The sequence below is a fragment of the Sulfobacillus thermosulfidooxidans DSM 9293 genome, assembly GCF_900176145.1.
In the GTDB taxonomy this organism is placed as follows: Bacteria; Bacillota; Sulfobacillia; order Sulfobacillales; family Sulfobacillaceae; genus Sulfobacillus; species Sulfobacillus thermosulfidooxidans.
This window is the reverse complement of sequence record NZ_FWWY01000001.1, coordinates 2,703,806-2,720,720: the sequence shown is the minus strand read 5'-3', so window position 1 is coordinate 2,720,720 and position 16,915 is coordinate 2,703,806. Positions and strand designations below refer to the sequence as shown.

Here is a 16,915-nt window from a genome sequence, read left to right as displayed (position 1 = left end):
TATACCCGTCAAAAATGTTGATTAGCATATTGGATATTGGCGAGTTGCTGTTGATATGTCGTGGCAAATAATGTATGGCCATTTGGCAATGCAATAAAATACAAGTAAGGAACCTTGGCGGGATGTAAGGCAGCCTTTAATGCCAGTATACCGGGATTTGAGATGGGCCCGGGAGGAAGTCCCTTATGCAAATAGGTATTATAGGGCGATAGGACTTGAAGATTTGTATAGGACAACGATCCGGTAATAGGATGACCGATAGCATAACGGACTGTCGCATCACTCTGAAGTGGCATGCCGATTTTTAAGCGGTTGATAAATACCCCGGCAATTTTGCTAGCATCCCCCGGATTTTTATCTTCCACTTGCACAATCGACGCCAATGTCACCCACTGGGATAACGATAATGAGGAGTGGCTCTTTTTATAAAGAGGCAGCACCCGCGTAACAAAAGTTGTCCACATTGTCGTCAAGGCTTGTTTTGGGGTTGTACCATAAGGAAATTGATAGGTGGCCGGAAATAAGTATCCTTCATAGGGATCTTTAACACCGGGAGCCGGCTTGGGCATTCCGGGCAACGGTGTCTTCAATAAGGACGCAAACTCCTGTGTCGTTCCAATATGATGCATAACCAAACGGTGAACGATTTGCTGGACCGTAAAACCCTCGGGAATGCTCACCCGAATCGTGACAACCTTGCCCTCTTCCATCATGGCTAACATCTGTTGGGGATTTTGGCTAGGAGATAACCGGTATACGCCACTTTGTAAGGAGCGAGCCTGATGGCTAAACCGAGTTAAAAGGCGAAAGGCGAAAGCGGAGCGAATCAATTTCTTTTGATACAAGACGCGGCCTATCTGTGCCGCCGATTGTCCCGGCACAATCTTCACGTAAATAGCTTGGTGATCCTGGGGGTTCACTGGCTGTAATGCTGTCCACGTCCAAAACACCAGGAAAAGGACGGCTCCTAATAAAGCCGTCCCTATCCACTGTACCAGTCGCCCGCTGCGAAATGTTATATCGCCCCGCATCTTACGCCTGGTCATCAACGTTAAACCGCTCCCATCAGACAATGCTTATTCTTCATCATCCAATAATTCTTCATAAGCTTGCGCAACTTTTTCCCATTCTTCTTCTGATTCGATATCGACAAGAATATCGTCGCCATCATCATCTTTTTCTAAGCGCAAGATAACGGCTTCGGCTTCTTCATCTTCTTCCGTATCAATGGGCAATAAAATAGCGTAATCTTGCTCTTCGACTTCAATGACATCGACCACTACGAATTCGTGCTCATGTCCTTCCTCATCGGTCAAAGTAATAATTTCGTCTTCTTCCTCAGGCCCATGCCCTATCAAGTTTTTGTCGTCATCCATGTGATTGTCCTCCCTTGAATTGGTGTGTTTTTTATGGTCGAGATACCCCTGCAGGATTAATGCGGCGGCCAGACCATCCACCACCTGTTTTCTTTTGTCGCGCCGAACGTTTTGTTCTATTAACAACCGCTCAGCGAGCTGAGTGGTGAGCCGTTCGTCCCACGTCATCACATTGCAAGGGGCCTCAGTTTTTAGTGCGTCAACAAACTTTAAAGTTTTTTCGGCCTGAGGACCGACGCTTGCATTCATGTTCAATGGTAACCCTACCACAATTTCGTTAACATCCCAAGTCGTAACCAAGTCCAAAATGGCCTGAAGATCATAAGAATTGGAACGCCGTTTTATCGGTGGTCTAGCCGAAGCCAATAAACCCAGTTCATCACTGATAGCGACCCCAATCCATTTATCCCCAACGTCTAATGCCATTATGCGTTTAGCCATTTAGGATGTCTTCTCGACTTGTGCCACATACTGGCGCAAGAGTTCTTCTAGCAGCTCGTCTCGTTCCACACGACGGATAAGATTCCGGGCCCCCTGATGACTGGTGATATACGCAGGATCACCAGACAAGAGGTAACCAACGAGCTGGCTAATGGGATTATATCCTTTATCTTTGAGGGCACTATAGACTTCACGCAAAATTGCGTCAGCCTGATTGGCCGCTTCGTGATGCCCCCACAATCTGCGAGTCTCATCTGTCGGCCCCATAGTCCACGTCCTTTCTCTTGCTTATCCAGCAGCCATAAGTTTTTCCGAGAGCAAATGGCGAGCCTCGTCTAACATAGACGGAATGCCTCGCACATCTTTGCCACCAGCCTGGGCCAGATCGACACGGCCTCCGCCACCACCATCGATGCGGCGGGCCAGGGTTTTCACCAAAGCCCGCGCATCCAATCCGCGAGCAACTAAGTCTTTCCCTAAATATACAACTAATGAAGCCCGCTCACCATGTTTCGCAGCTAAAACCGCACCTGAGACTTGAGATTTGACACCATCTAACACTTCCCGTAGTTCTTCTAAAGAATTGGCATCGGTTTCGTGTACGATGATTTTCAAACCATTGTATGTTTGTGCCTCCGCGACCAATTGGCTCCCCCGTTGATAGCGTTCTTTCCGCTTGAGCTCGGCCAACTCGGTTTCCAATGCCTTATTGACATCTTGTAAGGCTTTGACCTTGTCCGCCAATTCCTCGGGAGCCGAATGCAGCTGTGCGGTCAATTGATCCAGAGCTTGGCGTTGTACCCGAAAAGTTTCCAGAGCATTGATGCCTGTCACTGCCTCGATACGACGTGATCCGGTTCCGACAGATGTTTCTTCGGTGATGGCAAACAATCCAATTTGCCCGGTACGTTGGCAGTGTGTGCCTCCACACAGTTCTTGGCTGGCGGAGGGAACGGTGATCACCCGAACCACTTCCCCATACTTATCACCAAAAAAGGCTAACGCTCCTTGATTTATTGCCTCGTCCTTGCTCATTTCCTGGACTTGAACAGGAATGTCTTCCAAAATCCAGCCATTGACCAGATCTTCAATAGCATTTTTTTGTTCAAGCGTTAAAGGACTAGGATAGGAAAAGTCGAACCGCAACCGATCTGGCGCCACAAGCGAACCCGTCTGGTGAACACCCGTACCTAAAATTTTTCTTAATGCCGCATGAAGAAGGTGGGTGCCGGTATGGTTACGCATGGCTCCTTCACGGCGTTGTTTGTCCACAGATAGGGTAACAAGCTCTCCAGCCGTCAAGCTTCCCTCAATAACCGTACCAAAATGCCATATAGCACCTTGGAACTTCACAACATCTTCGACTTTAAAGACCCCATGGGGCCCTTGAATTATACCCGTATCAGCGACTTGTCCACCACCTTCGGGATAGAAAGGAGTCTTCGGTGTGAACAGCCATCCCGATTCGCCCGTCATGAGACGCTTAACCGAGTCGGCTCCAATATATAGATGAGTCACGGGAACATCATGGCTTGTCAGCTGATGATAACCGACAAATTCATTGGGTTGCAGGTGGGGCAATTGTTCCGCGTCTTGCCGGCGATTTCTCGCCCGTCTGGCTCGTTCCCGTTGTTCCTTCATGGCCGCATCAAATCCCGTTTGATCGACGGTAATCCCGCGCTCTTCGGCCGCGTCAACCGTCAAATCCAAGGGGAACCCATAGGTATCATAGAGCAAAAAGGCTTCTTCCCCGGGCAATACTCCGCCTTCAGGAACCGATTGCAGTTTGGATTCCAAAACTTTCATACCGGAATCGAGAGTCACTCGGAATCGTTCTTCCTCATCCAAAATCATTTGTTGAATGAGACTTTCCCCCACTAAAACTTCGGGATATGCATCCCCCATAATTTCCCCGACAACGGGAACCAGTTCGTGAAGAAAGGGACGATGAAATCCTAGGAGCAATCCAAAGCGTACGGCGCGGCGTAAGATTCGGCGCATAACATAGCCCCGGTCTGAATTGCTAAAGGATACTCCCTCAGCCAACAAGAAAGTGATGGCACGAATATGGTCTGCAATAACGCGAAATGGCATGCCACCTGGTCCCGGGTCATAATTGACATGGGAGAGATGCTCAACATGACGAATCAAGGGTCGCAATAGGTCCGTGTCAAAGTTCGAATTGACACCCTGCAAATAGGCCGCAATCCGTTCTAGACCCATCCCTGTGTCAATAGACGGCTTGGGAAGCGGTGTGAGTATCCCATTTTCATCACGGTTATATTGCATAAACACCAGATTCCAAATTTCTTGAATCCGGTCGCAATCACACAGTCCTAATCCACAGTGATCACTACAAGCGTACTCGGGTCCACGGTCCACGAAAATCTCGGATGAGGGCCCACAAGGGCCGGTGTCGCCCATGCTCCAAAAGTTGTCTTTTTCCCCCATCCAGACAATCCGTTCGGGACGCACCCCCGCCACTTCTTGCCACAACTCATAAGCTTCGTCATCGGTTTCAAACACCGTCACCCAAAGAATCTCGGGATCCAAGCCTAAAACCTCAGTGAGAAATTGCCAGGCAAAACGAATCGCATCGCGTTTGAAGTAGTCACCAAAAGAAAAATTTCCTAACATTTCAAAAAATGTTTGGTGGCGTGCCGTTTTCCCCACTTGATCCAAGTCATTATGTTTACCCCCGGCTCGCATGCATTTTTGCACGGAGACAGCGCGGGAATACGAACGGGATTCATTTCCCAAAAAGACATCTTTAAATTGAACCATACCCGCATTTGTAAACAGCAATGTGGGATCTTGGGCAGGAACCAAGGGAGAACTTGGCACTTTATGATGTCCTTGTGATACAAAGTAATCTAAAAACTTTTGCCGAATTTCGGCAGAACGCATGGGAAGTCCTCCTTGCCTCAGGGACCAGGCATTGACTAATCTTACTCATTTTACTTGGCTCATTCTGCCATGGTCAAGTCAGATTATCAGCCTGCGATATAAATGGCCTAAAATCACTTTAATTACTGCTGCCGCGGGCACTGCCAACAACAATCCGGCAACACCACCAATTTCTCCTCCCGCCAAAATGGCGAAAATGACTACCAACGGATGAAGCCCGACCGAATCGCCCATGACTTTAGGACCAATCACGGTGCCTTCTAATTGGTGAATGGCCACAAAACCTAAAATCGCATACAGCGCTTTTAACGGGGATTGTTCAAGACCGAGGACCACAGCGGGAATCGCTCCAGCAATCGGACCCACGTAGGGAATCACATCGGTAAATCCCGCGATGGCGCCAATTAACAAGGACAAGGGAATGCCGAGAATCTCGACCCAAAGTCCTGAGAGTATGCCTACAAACAGGGCCACCAATAATTGGCCCCGAATAAATCCGTTAAGGGCCCGGTCAATGTCCAAAGCCAGCACGTACACCGAGGGTTGCCAATCGACTGGTACAACTTGCCAAAACCGAGCGCGAATCCGGTTCATGTCTTTGAGCAAATAAAAAGCCAATATGGGCGAAATAATCACACTTAAAATCCCGGGCAAGACCCCAAATATCGCGGTCACCAGCTGTTTTGATAACGTAAACAGTTTATTTTCCCAGCGCACCCCGGCTTCGTCTATCGCTTGACGGACTGAGGGGGGGATGGGAGCTTGATGAAAGCGCATGAGCCAATAATTCCAAGTCCATTGCAGCTGCTTTGTCAAGGCGGGAATTAAATGGATCATTTTCACCGTCTCTTGGATCCACAAGGGCACCATATAGACAATCATCGCCGTAATGAACAGGGTGACCAAGGCATACGCCAATAAAATAGCCGGCACTCGGTGTATGCGGTGTTTGACAAATAGTTCCACCAAAGGGGCTAACAAGTAGGCCAACACGATAGCAAAAATGAAGGGCAGCAACACAACACGGGCAGCCCATAGGAGAAGCAAAGAACCGAGGACAAAAACCGCCAAAAGCCCCAAGCGATAAAACTTTACGGGGCTTCTGGCGAGGCTTGCACCTTTCACACTGTCACCCTCATCCCACCAATCTGTCTTATCCTAGCCGTCGTTTCGCTAGGTGGATGAGTTCCCGACCTCCAACTTTAGCCACTTTCCATGCCTTCGGCGCCATTTGGCTTGCACCGCGCCATGCCAAACGGTAAACACTTGGGCGCGGGCGGGTGATTAACCATACCCCAGCCATCACGGCTCCCACTAAAACCCCGGTAACCATCCCTGTGACATATTTCATTTTCACGACATCACCCCTTCGGGACCGAATTCATCGAGTCGAGACAATTCTCCATCCGCTTCCACCCGGAACATGCGGACGCCGCGGGGACTTAACGAAAACTCAATAAAACACTCCCAACAATAATACTGTCCGGTACCTACACGACCCACATTGCGTCCCCCGCAAGCAGGGCATAAAGGATCTGTCATGTTCCATTGCTCCTTTTGGCGTGATACCGTTATATTGCCCTGTTGGAGAAAATTTTAATCTTGCCATCGGCATCTTCTCGAATTTCATGCGTTGGTACCAGCAAAGCCCCGTGTAACAAGTCTTCCAGTAATCCGCGGCTGATCACAATTTGATGAACGGCTAAACTATTTTCATCAATGATCAAATCTTTTATGCGTCCGACCAACTCGCCATTGTCCCGCCATACAGGGCGGTTCATCACGAGTTTTTGATCATGAAGGGTTCTCCACCATGATCTTGGTCTTTTCAGCGCATATGATTTACGACGCAATTGGATTTCCATCAACGTCACCGAAACCATCTCCGGTTCTGCCGGGATATAAAGACGGCTAATGGCCGTACGAATGCCGAAGCCTTCGATAACACCTTCCGGCCACCGGATCACGATATCTTCTACCCATCCCCAGTGTCCCGCTTTCCCGTAAAGGGTCACGGGAAGATGCAATAAATGCCATCGGCTGACCATTTTTGCCTCTCCATTCGGGCTCTACTTTTGAATTCTTCCCCCAGCCACCAAAACATCATTCTGGTAGAGCACCGCCACTTGTCCAGGGGATATCGCCCATTGCGGCTGATCAAAAATAATTTCTGCGTTCTCGCCCCGGTCCATCCACCACGCCGGTTCCGGTTCCATGTTGTAACGAATCTTGGCATCGCCCCGCAATTGGTTTGCACTAATGGGCAAAACATAATTTACACGACTGACATGCACAGTCTTTTCGAGAACATCTTCTTTGTCTCCCACCACGACCTGATTAGTCTTCGCATCGAGTTTCACCACATAGCGGGGCACCGGGGAACTAATTCCGAGTCCACGACGCTGCCCAATGGTGTAAAAGGCAATACCCCGGTGATGTCCAAGAACCTGTCCTTTGGTATCCACGACCTCACCCGGATTTACCGCTTCAGGCCGATGTGATTCCAAATACCCTTGATAATCATTTTTGGGTACAAAACATAACTCTTGACTCTCCGCCTTATGCGCCGTGACCAAACCATAGCGTTCAGCTATACGTCTGGAATCCTCTTTATAGTATTCCCCCAAGGGAAACAGCAAATGTGCCAAATCATCTTGGCGCATTGTGTACAGTAAATAGCTCTGATCTTTGGCATGGTCAATGCCGCGCATCAAATAATAGAGTCCATCGCGTTCTTGTAACCGTACATAATGTCCCGTCGCTAAGTAATCCGCCCCTTGCTTGGACGCCCATTCCCACATCGCGCCAAATTTGATATGCCGATTGCATAAGGCACAGGGATTGGGAGTCATCCCCGACAAATACGCCTCTTCGAAAGGCAAAATCACTCGTTCATAAAAGGGCTGTTCAACGTCGACAAGATAATGCGGAATCCCCAATTTTTTCGCAACACGCCGGGCATCAACGATGGCTTCTAATGAGCAACAACTATTAGTCGTCTCTGCCGGTAAATGCCGCATGGTAACCCCAATCACGTCATAGCCTTGTTCTAAAAGTAAAGCGGCCGCTGTCGATGAGTCGACGCCGCCGCTTAGACCTACCACTACGGTTTTCGCCACTCTATCCCCCACCTTCTAATAAGGTTGCAATATTCCGTTTAAAATGTTCCCGCTGTAAATCGATCAACATTTGAAAGCTCATGGACGACATCGTCGCAATCAGCGCTTCTTGAACACGGCTCCACACGTCAGGTCCCACGCAAAAATCCATGTCTGGACAACCTTGCGCGTCTTCTGAGCTGCAATCCGTCAGGACAATTGGACCTTCCACCGCATCAACCACATCACTTACCGAAATTTCCGCTGGGGGTTTAGCCAACATGTAACCTCCCTGGGCTCCCCGTAAACCACGAACTAAACCGGCTTTTTTGAGCGGTCCCATCAGTTGCTCTAAATATTGTTCCGAAATGTTTTGTGCTTTAGCGATCCAACTCACGGCAACAGGTCCTTGCCCATAATGCAAAGCCAATTCATAGACGGCTTTGACACCATATCGACCCTTGCTCGAGATCTTGATCATGAGACCCCACCGTCCTTAGGCTCTGTTCCAATAACTTTAAAGTATCATTCTCGGTGAATTCGGTCAATGGAAAGCCGCACAACCAATGGCTGAGGTTTTTCTAGAGGTTAACCTAAATCAACTAAATGACTAGTCATAAATAACTATCCCATTCGCAGCAATCTTCCTCAGCAACGCAGCAATACAATAATCAATTCAAGATTTTTATGGCCCTTCGAAATCCCAATCATGAAGGTTGGCTGCAGATAGTGCATCCGTCACAACAAATCCTTGAATACCGCGACATCCCCAGGCTTTAAGTTGTTCTTTTTGTTGAGGGGTTTCTACACCTTTTGCAATCACAGGGATGTTAAGCGGTTGGCATGCGCCAAGAACAGCCCGGATTGTCGATTCGCCGATATGTGTATCCCATCCGCGAACGAGGGCTGTCGCCAGTTTCACCGCGGCAATCGGACGACGGACTAGACTGGTCAAATCGCTGCCGTCGAGGCCAAAATTATCACAAACCAAATGGTAACCTTGTTCCGTTAAAACTGCCAAGGCTTCCGTAATCACGGGATCGTCACTTGCTAACAACGAGGCCGGAACATTCAGCCAAATAGAGTGCGGAACCAATTCAGGCCATTTTTTCTGCCAGCTTTCCCATTGCGAAAAGAAATCCGCTCGCAACAAGTCCGCAGCAGTCACAGGCAAGGCGATCCCTCCCGTCCGATTTTCCCAGCGGGCCCATTGATCCAAAGCATGCTCCCAGACCCAGCGATCCAATTGGAACAATACAGGATGGTGATACAACGCCGGTAAAAACTCGCCAGCACGATGCAAGTGATGATGTGCATCTTGATAACGTACCAGCACTTCCCATGTCCAGATCGTGCCCGAAGATACATCCAACACCGGCTGATAAAAGATGTGCATTTGATTGTCGGCCAGTGCTTTGGCAATGCGCTCCGGCCACGGCGAATCCCATTTCTCCGGATTCACTTTTTGACCATGCTTTTCTGAATACAACACGCGGTCCGCATGGTGAATCAAAGCACTAAGGGTGGTACCCTGAGTCGGAAATTGTGCCATTCCCCACGATGCAAATAATTTCACGGTTGTTTGTTCATTTAACAAGATCGGTTCATGAAAGATTCCGTCGAGCTTCGTTAAAATTCGCTCTTGACCTGAGTCGTCGGGAAATCCGGGCAACAAAAACAGAAATTCATCACCGCCCCAGCGTCCAACCCAGTCGGTATGACGTAGCTGTTTTTTCCAGCGGTGGCTAATCGTGCGGAGCACCATATCTCCCGCTTGATGACCCAATGTGTCATTAATTGTTTTGAAGCCGTCTAAATCCACCAGGACCAACGTAAACGGCTGCCGGGAATTAATGAACGCTTGTCCTTGAATTTCCGTCGCTAAACGGTTGGGTAAACGGGTGACGGGATCTTGCCAACCAGCTACCGTTAACGCCACATTGGCCAGACTCCGTAGCGAGCGCATAACTCGTTTAATCCCGGTGGCAACATGGGCCACAGAATGCCATGTGCTAGACGCGACGTCATCTCCCGCCAACATCAATTGAATCAACCGCCCATGTAACATGAGCCAATCATCGGGGGTTAGCCGTCGCAATAGCCAATCAGCGGGAAGATGATCCGATTCTTCCGGCGACACAGCAAGTTGTTCAATAAACTGTGATAATGCGGCATGTAATTCTTCGGTATCGGCCAAGTGCCTTTGGCTCACCCGTTCAACAATGGAAGGCACCACGCGAGAAGCCATCGTCGCCCATGGCCACTTGCTTAAAAGACTCTGGTCCCTTTCGTTCCACTCACAGGGATCAGGATGGGCCGAGTCGGCCCATAACCCATGATCCACCCCATTATTTGCTCCCATATCCATGCCCCATTTAACATTGACATTGGCCATAAGACAGGACGACTGGATTAGTTGGCCTAATTTTTAACGCCCTATCTCGTATTTGGTGACATCACGCACTTCCATATTCGGGAATATTTTACATGTTCTTGCCCGTTTTGCCTAATATTTCGAGAGGAATAGGCACCAAAGAGATTTCGGGGTGATAGTTCTCGGACAAAAAGCCCCAAGACAGCAGAACCGTTAATCTGCTGTCTTGGGGCTTTGTTAAAGGCTGGAGTCTCATATAGGCTGTTATCCCTTGGTGGGAACACTTTGGGATGATTCATCTTTTTTGCCCAGGCGGCGGAAGAAACTCCGAATAGGATCGTAATAACGGTCCGCCACTCGTTCTTTAAGAGGAATGATCGCATTATCCGTAATATGGATATGTTGCGGACAAACTTCTGTACAACACTTGGTCACGTTGCACATACCGATCCCGGCCTCATTTTTAAGTTGCGGTACCCGGTCCGCCCGATCCTCTGGATGCATTTCAAATTCCGCCATTTTGACCATGAAACGTGGACCAAAATATTCGTCTTGGGCATGATGATCGCGCAAAACATGGCAAACATCTTGGCATAAGAAACATTCGATACAGTGATGAAATTCTTGAATGCGGTCGACATCCCATTGTTGCATCCGAAATGGTGCAGCGGTTTCGGGATGAAACGTGGGAATTTTTTTGGCCACTTCATAATTCCACGAAACATCGGTTACCAAATCTTTAATAATCGGAAAGGTCCTCATAGGTTGAATATGCACTACTTGACCCTTGTAATCATCCAACCGGGTTTTGCACATGAGTTTGGGCATGCCATTAATCTCAGCGGAACAGGACCCACAATGAGCCGCCTTGCAGTTCCAGCGAACCGCCAAATCGGGAGCATCATGAGCCTGAACATAGTGGACAGCATCTAAGACAACCATTCCGGGAATGGCTGGCACATAATATTCCCGTTCTTCTCCCCCGTTTTGGTCACCGCGAAAAATTCTCAACACAAACTGATCGCTCATGACGACGCCCCTTTCCGCTGATTGGGTTTATCAGAAGCTTCACGTCCCGGCGCCACGGGCCTCGCACAAATTTCCTGAAGAGCGGGCGGCATAGTCGGCACCGGAACTTGCTTAATCCGGTCACCATCCGGAGAATACTCATGAACAAAATTCCACTTGCCCATTTCCTCGAGTTCGTCTGGATAATCCGTACGCCAGTGGGCTCCCCGGCTTTCTTTGCGTTCCAATGCGCCTCGAATAATCAGTTCCGATAAGGTCAACATATTTTCCACGTCGAACACCGCATGCCAACCGGGATTGTAGGCTCGCCCACCTTGCGCTCCCATATTCTTTGCGCGTTCTTGAAGTTTCAAAACCTTTTCGAGCCCTTCCTCCAACGTCTGTTGATCGCGGACAATTCCCGCATGAGTCGACATGACCGCTTGGAGTTCTTCATGAATGGTGTAAGGATTCTCTCCATTGGGCCGGTTAAAGGGTTCGAGAACCCGCGTCACTTCTTCCTCAATTTGGGATTCCGGAATACTTACCTCTCCCTTGCGAGATCCTGCAAAGTCTCGGGCCGCAATCCCCGCTCGACGTCCAAACACAAGAATGTCAGCGAGCGAATTGCCGCCAAGACGGTTGGCGCCATGAAGACCGCAAGCCACTTCTCCGGCGGCGAATAAACCTGGAATGTTGGTGGCACACGTTTCAGCATGGGCTTTTACTCCACCCATTGTATAATGGCAAGTTGGCGCCACCTCAAATGGTGATTTGGTAATATCCACGTCCCCTAGAGTCAATAATTGCTCATACATTCCGGGCAACTTTCGCTTGATAAAGTCAGCACCCTTATGACTGATATCGAGCCAAGCGCCCCCGTGCGGTGTGCCCCGTCCTGCTTGCACCTCTTTAAAAATTGACCGGGCCACAACATCGCGCGTCGAGAGCTCTTGCCGCTCGGGATCATAACGCAACATAAAGCGCTCTTTTTCCGAGTTATAAAGAATCCCGCCTTCACCACGCACGCCCTCGGTGACCAATAAGCCAGCGACCCCTGGCGGCCAGACCATACCAGTCGGATGGAATTGAACCATTTCCATATCTTGCAGTTCAGCACCGATTCGGTATGCCATAGCTGCCCCATCGCCCGTACTTTCCCACGAGTTCGAGGTCACCTTATACACTTTGCCCCATCCGCCTGTCGCCAGTACCACGGCTTTAGCCTTAAACACGACAAAATGCCCATCAGCACGGTAGTAACCAAAAGCTCCCGCAATGCGGTCCTTATCCATTAGCAGGCGGGTAATGGTCACTTCTTGGAAAATACTGATATCCATCGAAATGGCCTTGTACTGCAATGTGCGTAATAGTTCCATGCCCGTCCGGTCCCCAATATGAGCGAGACGGCGAAAACTATGACCACCAAACGCCCGCTGCATAATCAAACCTTCTGGTGTGCGGTCAAACACAGCGCCCCACTGCTCAAGTTCCAAAACCCTTGCAGCAGCTTCTTTAGCGAAAACCTCAACAGTCCGGAAGTTATTAATGTAATGCCCACTTTTCATGGTGTCATAAAAATGTGTCTGCCAACTATCGAGACTGTCTACATTTCCAATCGAGGCAGCGGCTCCCCCTTCGGCCATGACTGTGTGGGCCTTCCCCAAGAGGGATTTACCAATGACCGCAACAGACAGTCCACCACCAGAGGCGGCTTCCACTGCGGCACGCAAGCCGGCTCCTCCGGACCCTAAAACCAAAACGTCAAATGAGTGCGTTTCCATCGTTTCGATATTCATCAGAATAACCTCACATCATGGATTACGCCCATTATCAAGAGGCGAATATAAAGATCCGCGATCCACACGGAAAAGAGTGACGCCCATGCCCAAGCTCCATGGAACGCATTGGCCTCGGAAACCCGGTGCCATAAATTGTACCGCAGGGTCTTTTTGCCGTGAGCGGTGCAAGAGAAGCAATCTTTCCGGCCGCCAATCAAGTTTCTAAAGGCATGGCAAGAAAAGGTGTACCCCGTCAACAATATGGCATTGATCAAAAGAATAATGGAGCCAAGGCCCACACCAAACCCATTGGGAAATATAAAGGCTTGCACAACATCTTTCCACAAAAAGATCAACACGATAACCGCTAAATACCACGCATAACGGTGTAAGTTATTGATTTTCCATTCACCCTTATAAGGGCGATTTTGATGAGATTTGGGTTCGGAGACGGCACATCCCATAGGATGAAACGTAAAAGCCCGGTAATATTCTTTCCGATAGTAATAGCAGGAAAACCGAAACACAAAGGGAATCCATACTACGTACAACGCGGTTAATAAATGAAATCCAAACCACCCCGCAACATCCGGAGAAAAGAACGGCGACACATAATTATGATAAGTTCCTGTATTATGGAAAAGGACTTCCCATAATGAATAAATGACAAATCCACCTAAGGCAACAATGGTAAAGGCCGGTTCTACCCAATAGGGCAGTTTACCAGCGGGCTTTATAGGCCGACTGGGGCCCGGTTGACTCGCCTGTGCCATTCACATCCCCCTCTTTACAGCAATGATGGCGTTTGTTGTTCATCATGTTATCAGTGTGAATACATGCTCAAGTATAGCGCAACGGGATTTTCACGGATCCGGTTGTCGTTTTAGGCAAAAGATTCAGACATTCGGTTCTAAGCCTTGACGTCGTCTGGTTTCGAGGTCTTTAATCAACATCTTTTCTTGACCTTGGTCGCTACCTTCAAATATTTGGATATTGTCCATATCCCAAGGAAGATAACGCTGGTCGACATAATGGTTGGGAAAATCGTGAGGATAGCGGTATCCTTCATGTAAAGTCCTTTCGCCAAAATGATGATCGCGCAAATACGATGGCACTTCACTTTGGGGATACCGCTTCAAGACCTCGTCGAGTTTTCCTAACGCCTTGACCACACTATTGGACTTTGGAGCCGCAGCAATATAAAGAACAGCTTGAGCCATCGGGATCCGTGCCTCCGGCAATCCGACCGCCTCCAAGGCCGTCCAGGCCGCAGTGGCGACCACCAGTGCCATTGGATCCGCCAGTCCCACATCCTCAGCCGCATGGACCATCATACGCCGCATAATATACCGAGGATCTGTTCCCCCGGCCAGCAATCGTCCAAACCAGTAGAGGGCAGCATCCGGATCCGAGCCCCGCAAGCTCTTGATAAACGCGGAAGTCAGGTCATAGTGCAGATCTCCCATGCGATCATGGTAATGCCGGCTCGATGTCATCACTTCATCGAGGTGAGCCATACTTAGGACCCGGCTCGCCTTCGCATCGGCCAAAATCGCCATTTGCTCCAACACACTTAAGGCAAAACGTCCATCACCGCCCACACGTTCGGCAATCGCTTCGAAGACTTCGGGATCTCTCTGCCCGTCTGGGTGCCACCATTCGCCGCGCCTTGTCCATGCGCGTTCTAAGATGGCGATGACGGCTCTAGAAGTTAAGGGCTTCACTTCCAGTAACAGGCACCGAGATAATAAGGCACGATTGATAGAAATCCAAGGGTTTTCCGTGGTTGCTCCAAACAAGACGAGCGTGCCGTCTTCGACAAAGGGCAATAAGACGTCTTGCTGTGCGCGGTTAAAGCGATGAATTTCATCAAGAAAAAGTAACGTCCCCTTCCCGTTGAGATTCCATCGTTCCCGGGCTTGATCGGCGACAGTCCTGATTTCTTTAACTCCACTATCAATGGCCGACAATTCAACAAACGAGAGCCCCACCTGTTCGGCCACGATCCGTGCTAAGGTGGTTTTCCCTGTTCCAGCAGGTCCGTGAAAGATTATGGACCGAACTTGTCCCTTTAACATCGAGCGAATAATACCGTGAGGGCCGGTCAAGTGTTCTTGACCGGCCACCTCCTCAAGGGTTCGCGGACGCAATTTCCAGGCTAACGGTGCCTGTTGTTCACGACTATTTGCGCCTGCACTGGCGAATAAATCCCCACTCACCATCGATCACCCTTTCGCAGGGGTTAAATGGGCAAACGCGTCAATCGTGCGCTGAATGCCCTCATCATCGACATCGAGATGGGTTACCAAACGTAATCGTCTTGGCCCCATGGCTCCGAGTAAAATCCCTGCCGTTTTTAAGGCGCTGATCACCCCATCCACCGGAACGTCCAGATCCACCATCACCATATTGGTGGGGACAGAGGGCATGTCCACACGATATCCCATGTCTATCAAAGCCTGAGCGAGGGTTAAAGCGCGTCTATGATCATCGGCTAGACGCTCGATGTGATGATCCAACGCATAAATCCCGGCGGCCGCCAAAATGCCAGCCTGCCGCATTCCTCCCCCTAACCATTTGCGGTAGACCCGAGCTTGATCGATATACGCTTTCGATCCGGCAATCACAGATCCTACCGGCGCCCCCAGCCCTTTAGAAAGACACATAGACACCGAGTCCACATCCTCGGTTAATTCCGCAATAGGCACCCCGAGCGCGATGGCGGCATTGGCAATGCGGGCCCCGTCCAAATGCACCTGAAGCTGATGTCGGCGGGCCACCTCAATCAAGGGACGTAATCGCTCCCGGGACAACGCCGCGCCGCCCGCCCGGTTGTGAGTATTCTCCAAAGACAGCAATCTGGGGCGGGGATGATGGATATTTTTAGGCCGGATACTGGCTTCTAAATCTTCCGGACTCATTAGACCCTCAGGACCCGCAAGCTGAGTAAACGTGGCTTGCGACCACATAGCCGCCGCGCCGCCTTCGTAATAATAAATATGATTATCACGGTGAATGAAAACTTCATCGCCCCGTTGAGTATGGGTCAAAATCGCAATCTGGTTGGCCATGGTTCCTGAGGGGACAAATAAACTGGCTTCTTTGCCAAGAAGGTGGGCGGCATATTCTTCCAACTGATTGACGGTCGGATCTTCACCGTAGACATCATCCCCTACCTCGGCCTGGTACATCGCCTCACGCATAGCCGAGGTCGGCCGGGTGACGGTATCCGAGCGTAAATCCACATAACCCTGATAGGACTCGCTCATAATCCCAACTTCTTCAACAACTGAGCTTTGGGGAGCGCTCCCACCACACGGGATGTCTCTTGACCATTTTGGAATTTAATGAGGGTGGGGATACTCATTACGCCATATTCCGCCGCGATTGTCGGATTCTCATCCACATTCAATTTGGCGATGGTAATCGAACCTTGACGTTCTTGAGCCAATTCCTCCAAAATCGGACTGATCATACGACAGGGCACACACCATGCAGCCCAAAAATCCACAATAACCGGGTTAGGAGATTCTTCAATCACTTGATGAAAATTTGCTTGACTTACAACCACGACATTATCTGCCAAAGAATTTCGCCTCCAATTTCACCCTCGATATTACCAGGGAAATGAAAGAAAGAGAAGATAGGCAAGCCATCTTCTCTTTCAAGCCCCGCCATGCCGTGCAACACCGACGTTTTGAACCTGCTGATAAGCAGGTGGGTACCTCCCGTTAATTTTCGCAGTCCCCTTTCAACGAGGGGCAGGACGGCCATTAACTGAGGATCAGGTTCCCTATGTTTTGGTGTTGGCTCAAAACATATCGGTCGCCTTCACGCACACAGCCGGATTAGTAAACTTCATTATAGTGACCTGGGCAAACCAGTGCAACTACAAAGAATTCCCACCAAAGCAAATTTCTGCTTTGGTGG

At 49.5% G+C, this 16,915-nt stretch carries 17 protein-coding genes and 1 other RNA gene; all 18 read right to left on the bottom strand.

The genetic code is table 11. The features are described from left to right. Positions 1-8 precede the first annotated feature (8 nt). Entirely contained in the window at positions 9-1,046 is a 1,038-nt protein-coding gene (mltG, locus tag B8987_RS13440; RefSeq protein WP_242823840.1) for an endolytic transglycosylase MltG, read from the bottom strand. A 30-nt stretch (positions 1,047-1,076) separates the two neighbouring features. Next, positions 1,077-1,817 carry a Holliday junction resolvase RuvX gene (ruvX, locus tag B8987_RS13435; RefSeq protein WP_020373343.1) on the bottom strand — a complete coding sequence of 247 codons (741 nt, stop codon included), beginning with the start codon at positions 1,815-1,817 and terminating at the stop codon, positions 1,077-1,079. Continuing rightward, positions 1,818-2,084 (bottom strand): IreB family regulatory phosphoprotein, encoded by a 267-nt coding sequence (locus B8987_RS13430; protein ID WP_020373344.1) that lies wholly within the window; start codon positions 2,082-2,084, stop codon positions 1,818-1,820. Positions 2,085-2,105: 21 nt separating this feature from the next. Next, entirely contained in the window at positions 2,106-4,724 is a 2,619-nt protein-coding gene (alaS, locus tag B8987_RS13425) for an alanine--tRNA ligase (RefSeq protein ID WP_084661670.1), read from the bottom strand. 78 nt (positions 4,725-4,802) lie between these two features. Then, the gene (locus B8987_RS13420; RefSeq protein ID WP_020373346.1) at positions 4,803-5,849 is read right to left on the bottom strand and encodes an AI-2E family transporter; all 1,047 of its coding nucleotides are present in this window, start codon (positions 5,847-5,849) and stop codon (positions 4,803-4,805) included. A gap of 28 nt (positions 5,850-5,877) precedes the next feature. Continuing rightward, positions 5,878-6,075 carry a hypothetical protein gene (locus tag B8987_RS13415; RefSeq protein ID WP_242823847.1) on the bottom strand — a complete coding sequence of 66 codons (198 nt, stop codon included), beginning with the start codon at positions 6,073-6,075 and terminating at the stop codon, positions 5,878-5,880. A gap of 2 nt (positions 6,076-6,077) precedes the next feature. Further along, positions 6,078-6,266: a hypothetical protein gene (locus B8987_RS13410; RefSeq protein ID WP_020373348.1), complete on the bottom strand. Its 189-nt coding sequence runs from the start codon at positions 6,264-6,266 to the stop codon at positions 6,078-6,080. A 29-nt stretch (positions 6,267-6,295) separates the two neighbouring features. Beyond that, entirely contained in the window at positions 6,296-6,772 is a 477-nt protein-coding gene (locus B8987_RS13405) for a PRC-barrel domain-containing protein (RefSeq protein WP_020373349.1), read from the bottom strand. 21 nt (positions 6,773-6,793) lie between these two features. Then, the gene (gene mnmA / locus B8987_RS13400; protein ID WP_020373350.1) at positions 6,794-7,843 is read right to left on the bottom strand and encodes a tRNA 2-thiouridine(34) synthase MnmA; all 1,050 of its coding nucleotides are present in this window, start codon (positions 7,841-7,843) and stop codon (positions 6,794-6,796) included. Position 7,844: 1 nt separating this feature from the next. Continuing rightward, complete coding sequence (locus tag B8987_RS13395; RefSeq protein WP_020373351.1) at positions 7,845-8,303, bottom strand: RrF2 family transcriptional regulator; 459 nt, start codon at positions 8,301-8,303, stop codon at positions 7,845-7,847. A gap of 204 nt (positions 8,304-8,507) precedes the next feature. Next, the gene (locus B8987_RS13390; protein ID WP_020373352.1) at positions 8,508-10,184 is read right to left on the bottom strand and encodes an EAL domain-containing protein; all 1,677 of its coding nucleotides are present in this window, start codon (positions 10,182-10,184) and stop codon (positions 8,508-8,510) included. A gap of 276 nt (positions 10,185-10,460) precedes the next feature. Beyond that, positions 10,461-11,225 (bottom strand): succinate dehydrogenase/fumarate reductase iron-sulfur subunit, encoded by a 765-nt coding sequence (locus tag B8987_RS13385; RefSeq protein ID WP_020373353.1) that lies wholly within the window; start codon positions 11,223-11,225, stop codon positions 10,461-10,463. Then, positions 11,222-13,003: an FAD-binding protein gene (locus B8987_RS13380; RefSeq protein ID WP_020373354.1), complete on the bottom strand. Its 1,782-nt coding sequence runs from the start codon at positions 13,001-13,003 to the stop codon at positions 11,222-11,224. Before B8987_RS13380 ends, B8987_RS13385 begins: the two co-directional genes overlap by 4 nt. After that, a complete protein-coding gene (locus B8987_RS13375; RefSeq protein ID WP_020373355.1) occupies positions 13,003-13,758 on the bottom strand; it encodes a hypothetical protein in 756 nt (251 codons plus the stop codon). Before B8987_RS13375 ends, B8987_RS13380 begins: the two co-directional genes overlap by 1 nt. A gap of 123 nt (positions 13,759-13,881) precedes the next feature. Next, positions 13,882-15,207, bottom strand: coding sequence for a replication-associated recombination protein A (locus B8987_RS13370; RefSeq protein WP_020373356.1), 1,326 nt, complete (start codon positions 15,205-15,207; stop codon positions 13,882-13,884). A gap of 3 nt (positions 15,208-15,210) precedes the next feature. Continuing rightward, the gene (gene ltaE / locus B8987_RS13365) at positions 15,211-16,254 is read right to left on the bottom strand and encodes a low-specificity L-threonine aldolase (protein ID WP_020373357.1); all 1,044 of its coding nucleotides are present in this window, start codon (positions 16,252-16,254) and stop codon (positions 15,211-15,213) included. Further along, a complete protein-coding gene (trxA, locus tag B8987_RS13360; RefSeq protein ID WP_020373358.1) occupies positions 16,251-16,571 on the bottom strand; it encodes a thioredoxin in 321 nt (106 codons plus the stop codon). Before trxA ends, ltaE begins: the two co-directional genes overlap by 4 nt. Before the next feature lie 78 nt (positions 16,572-16,649). Beyond that, positions 16,650-16,837: non-coding RNA, 6S RNA (ssrS, locus tag B8987_RS13355), on the bottom strand. Positions 16,838-16,915 lie beyond the last annotated feature (78 nt).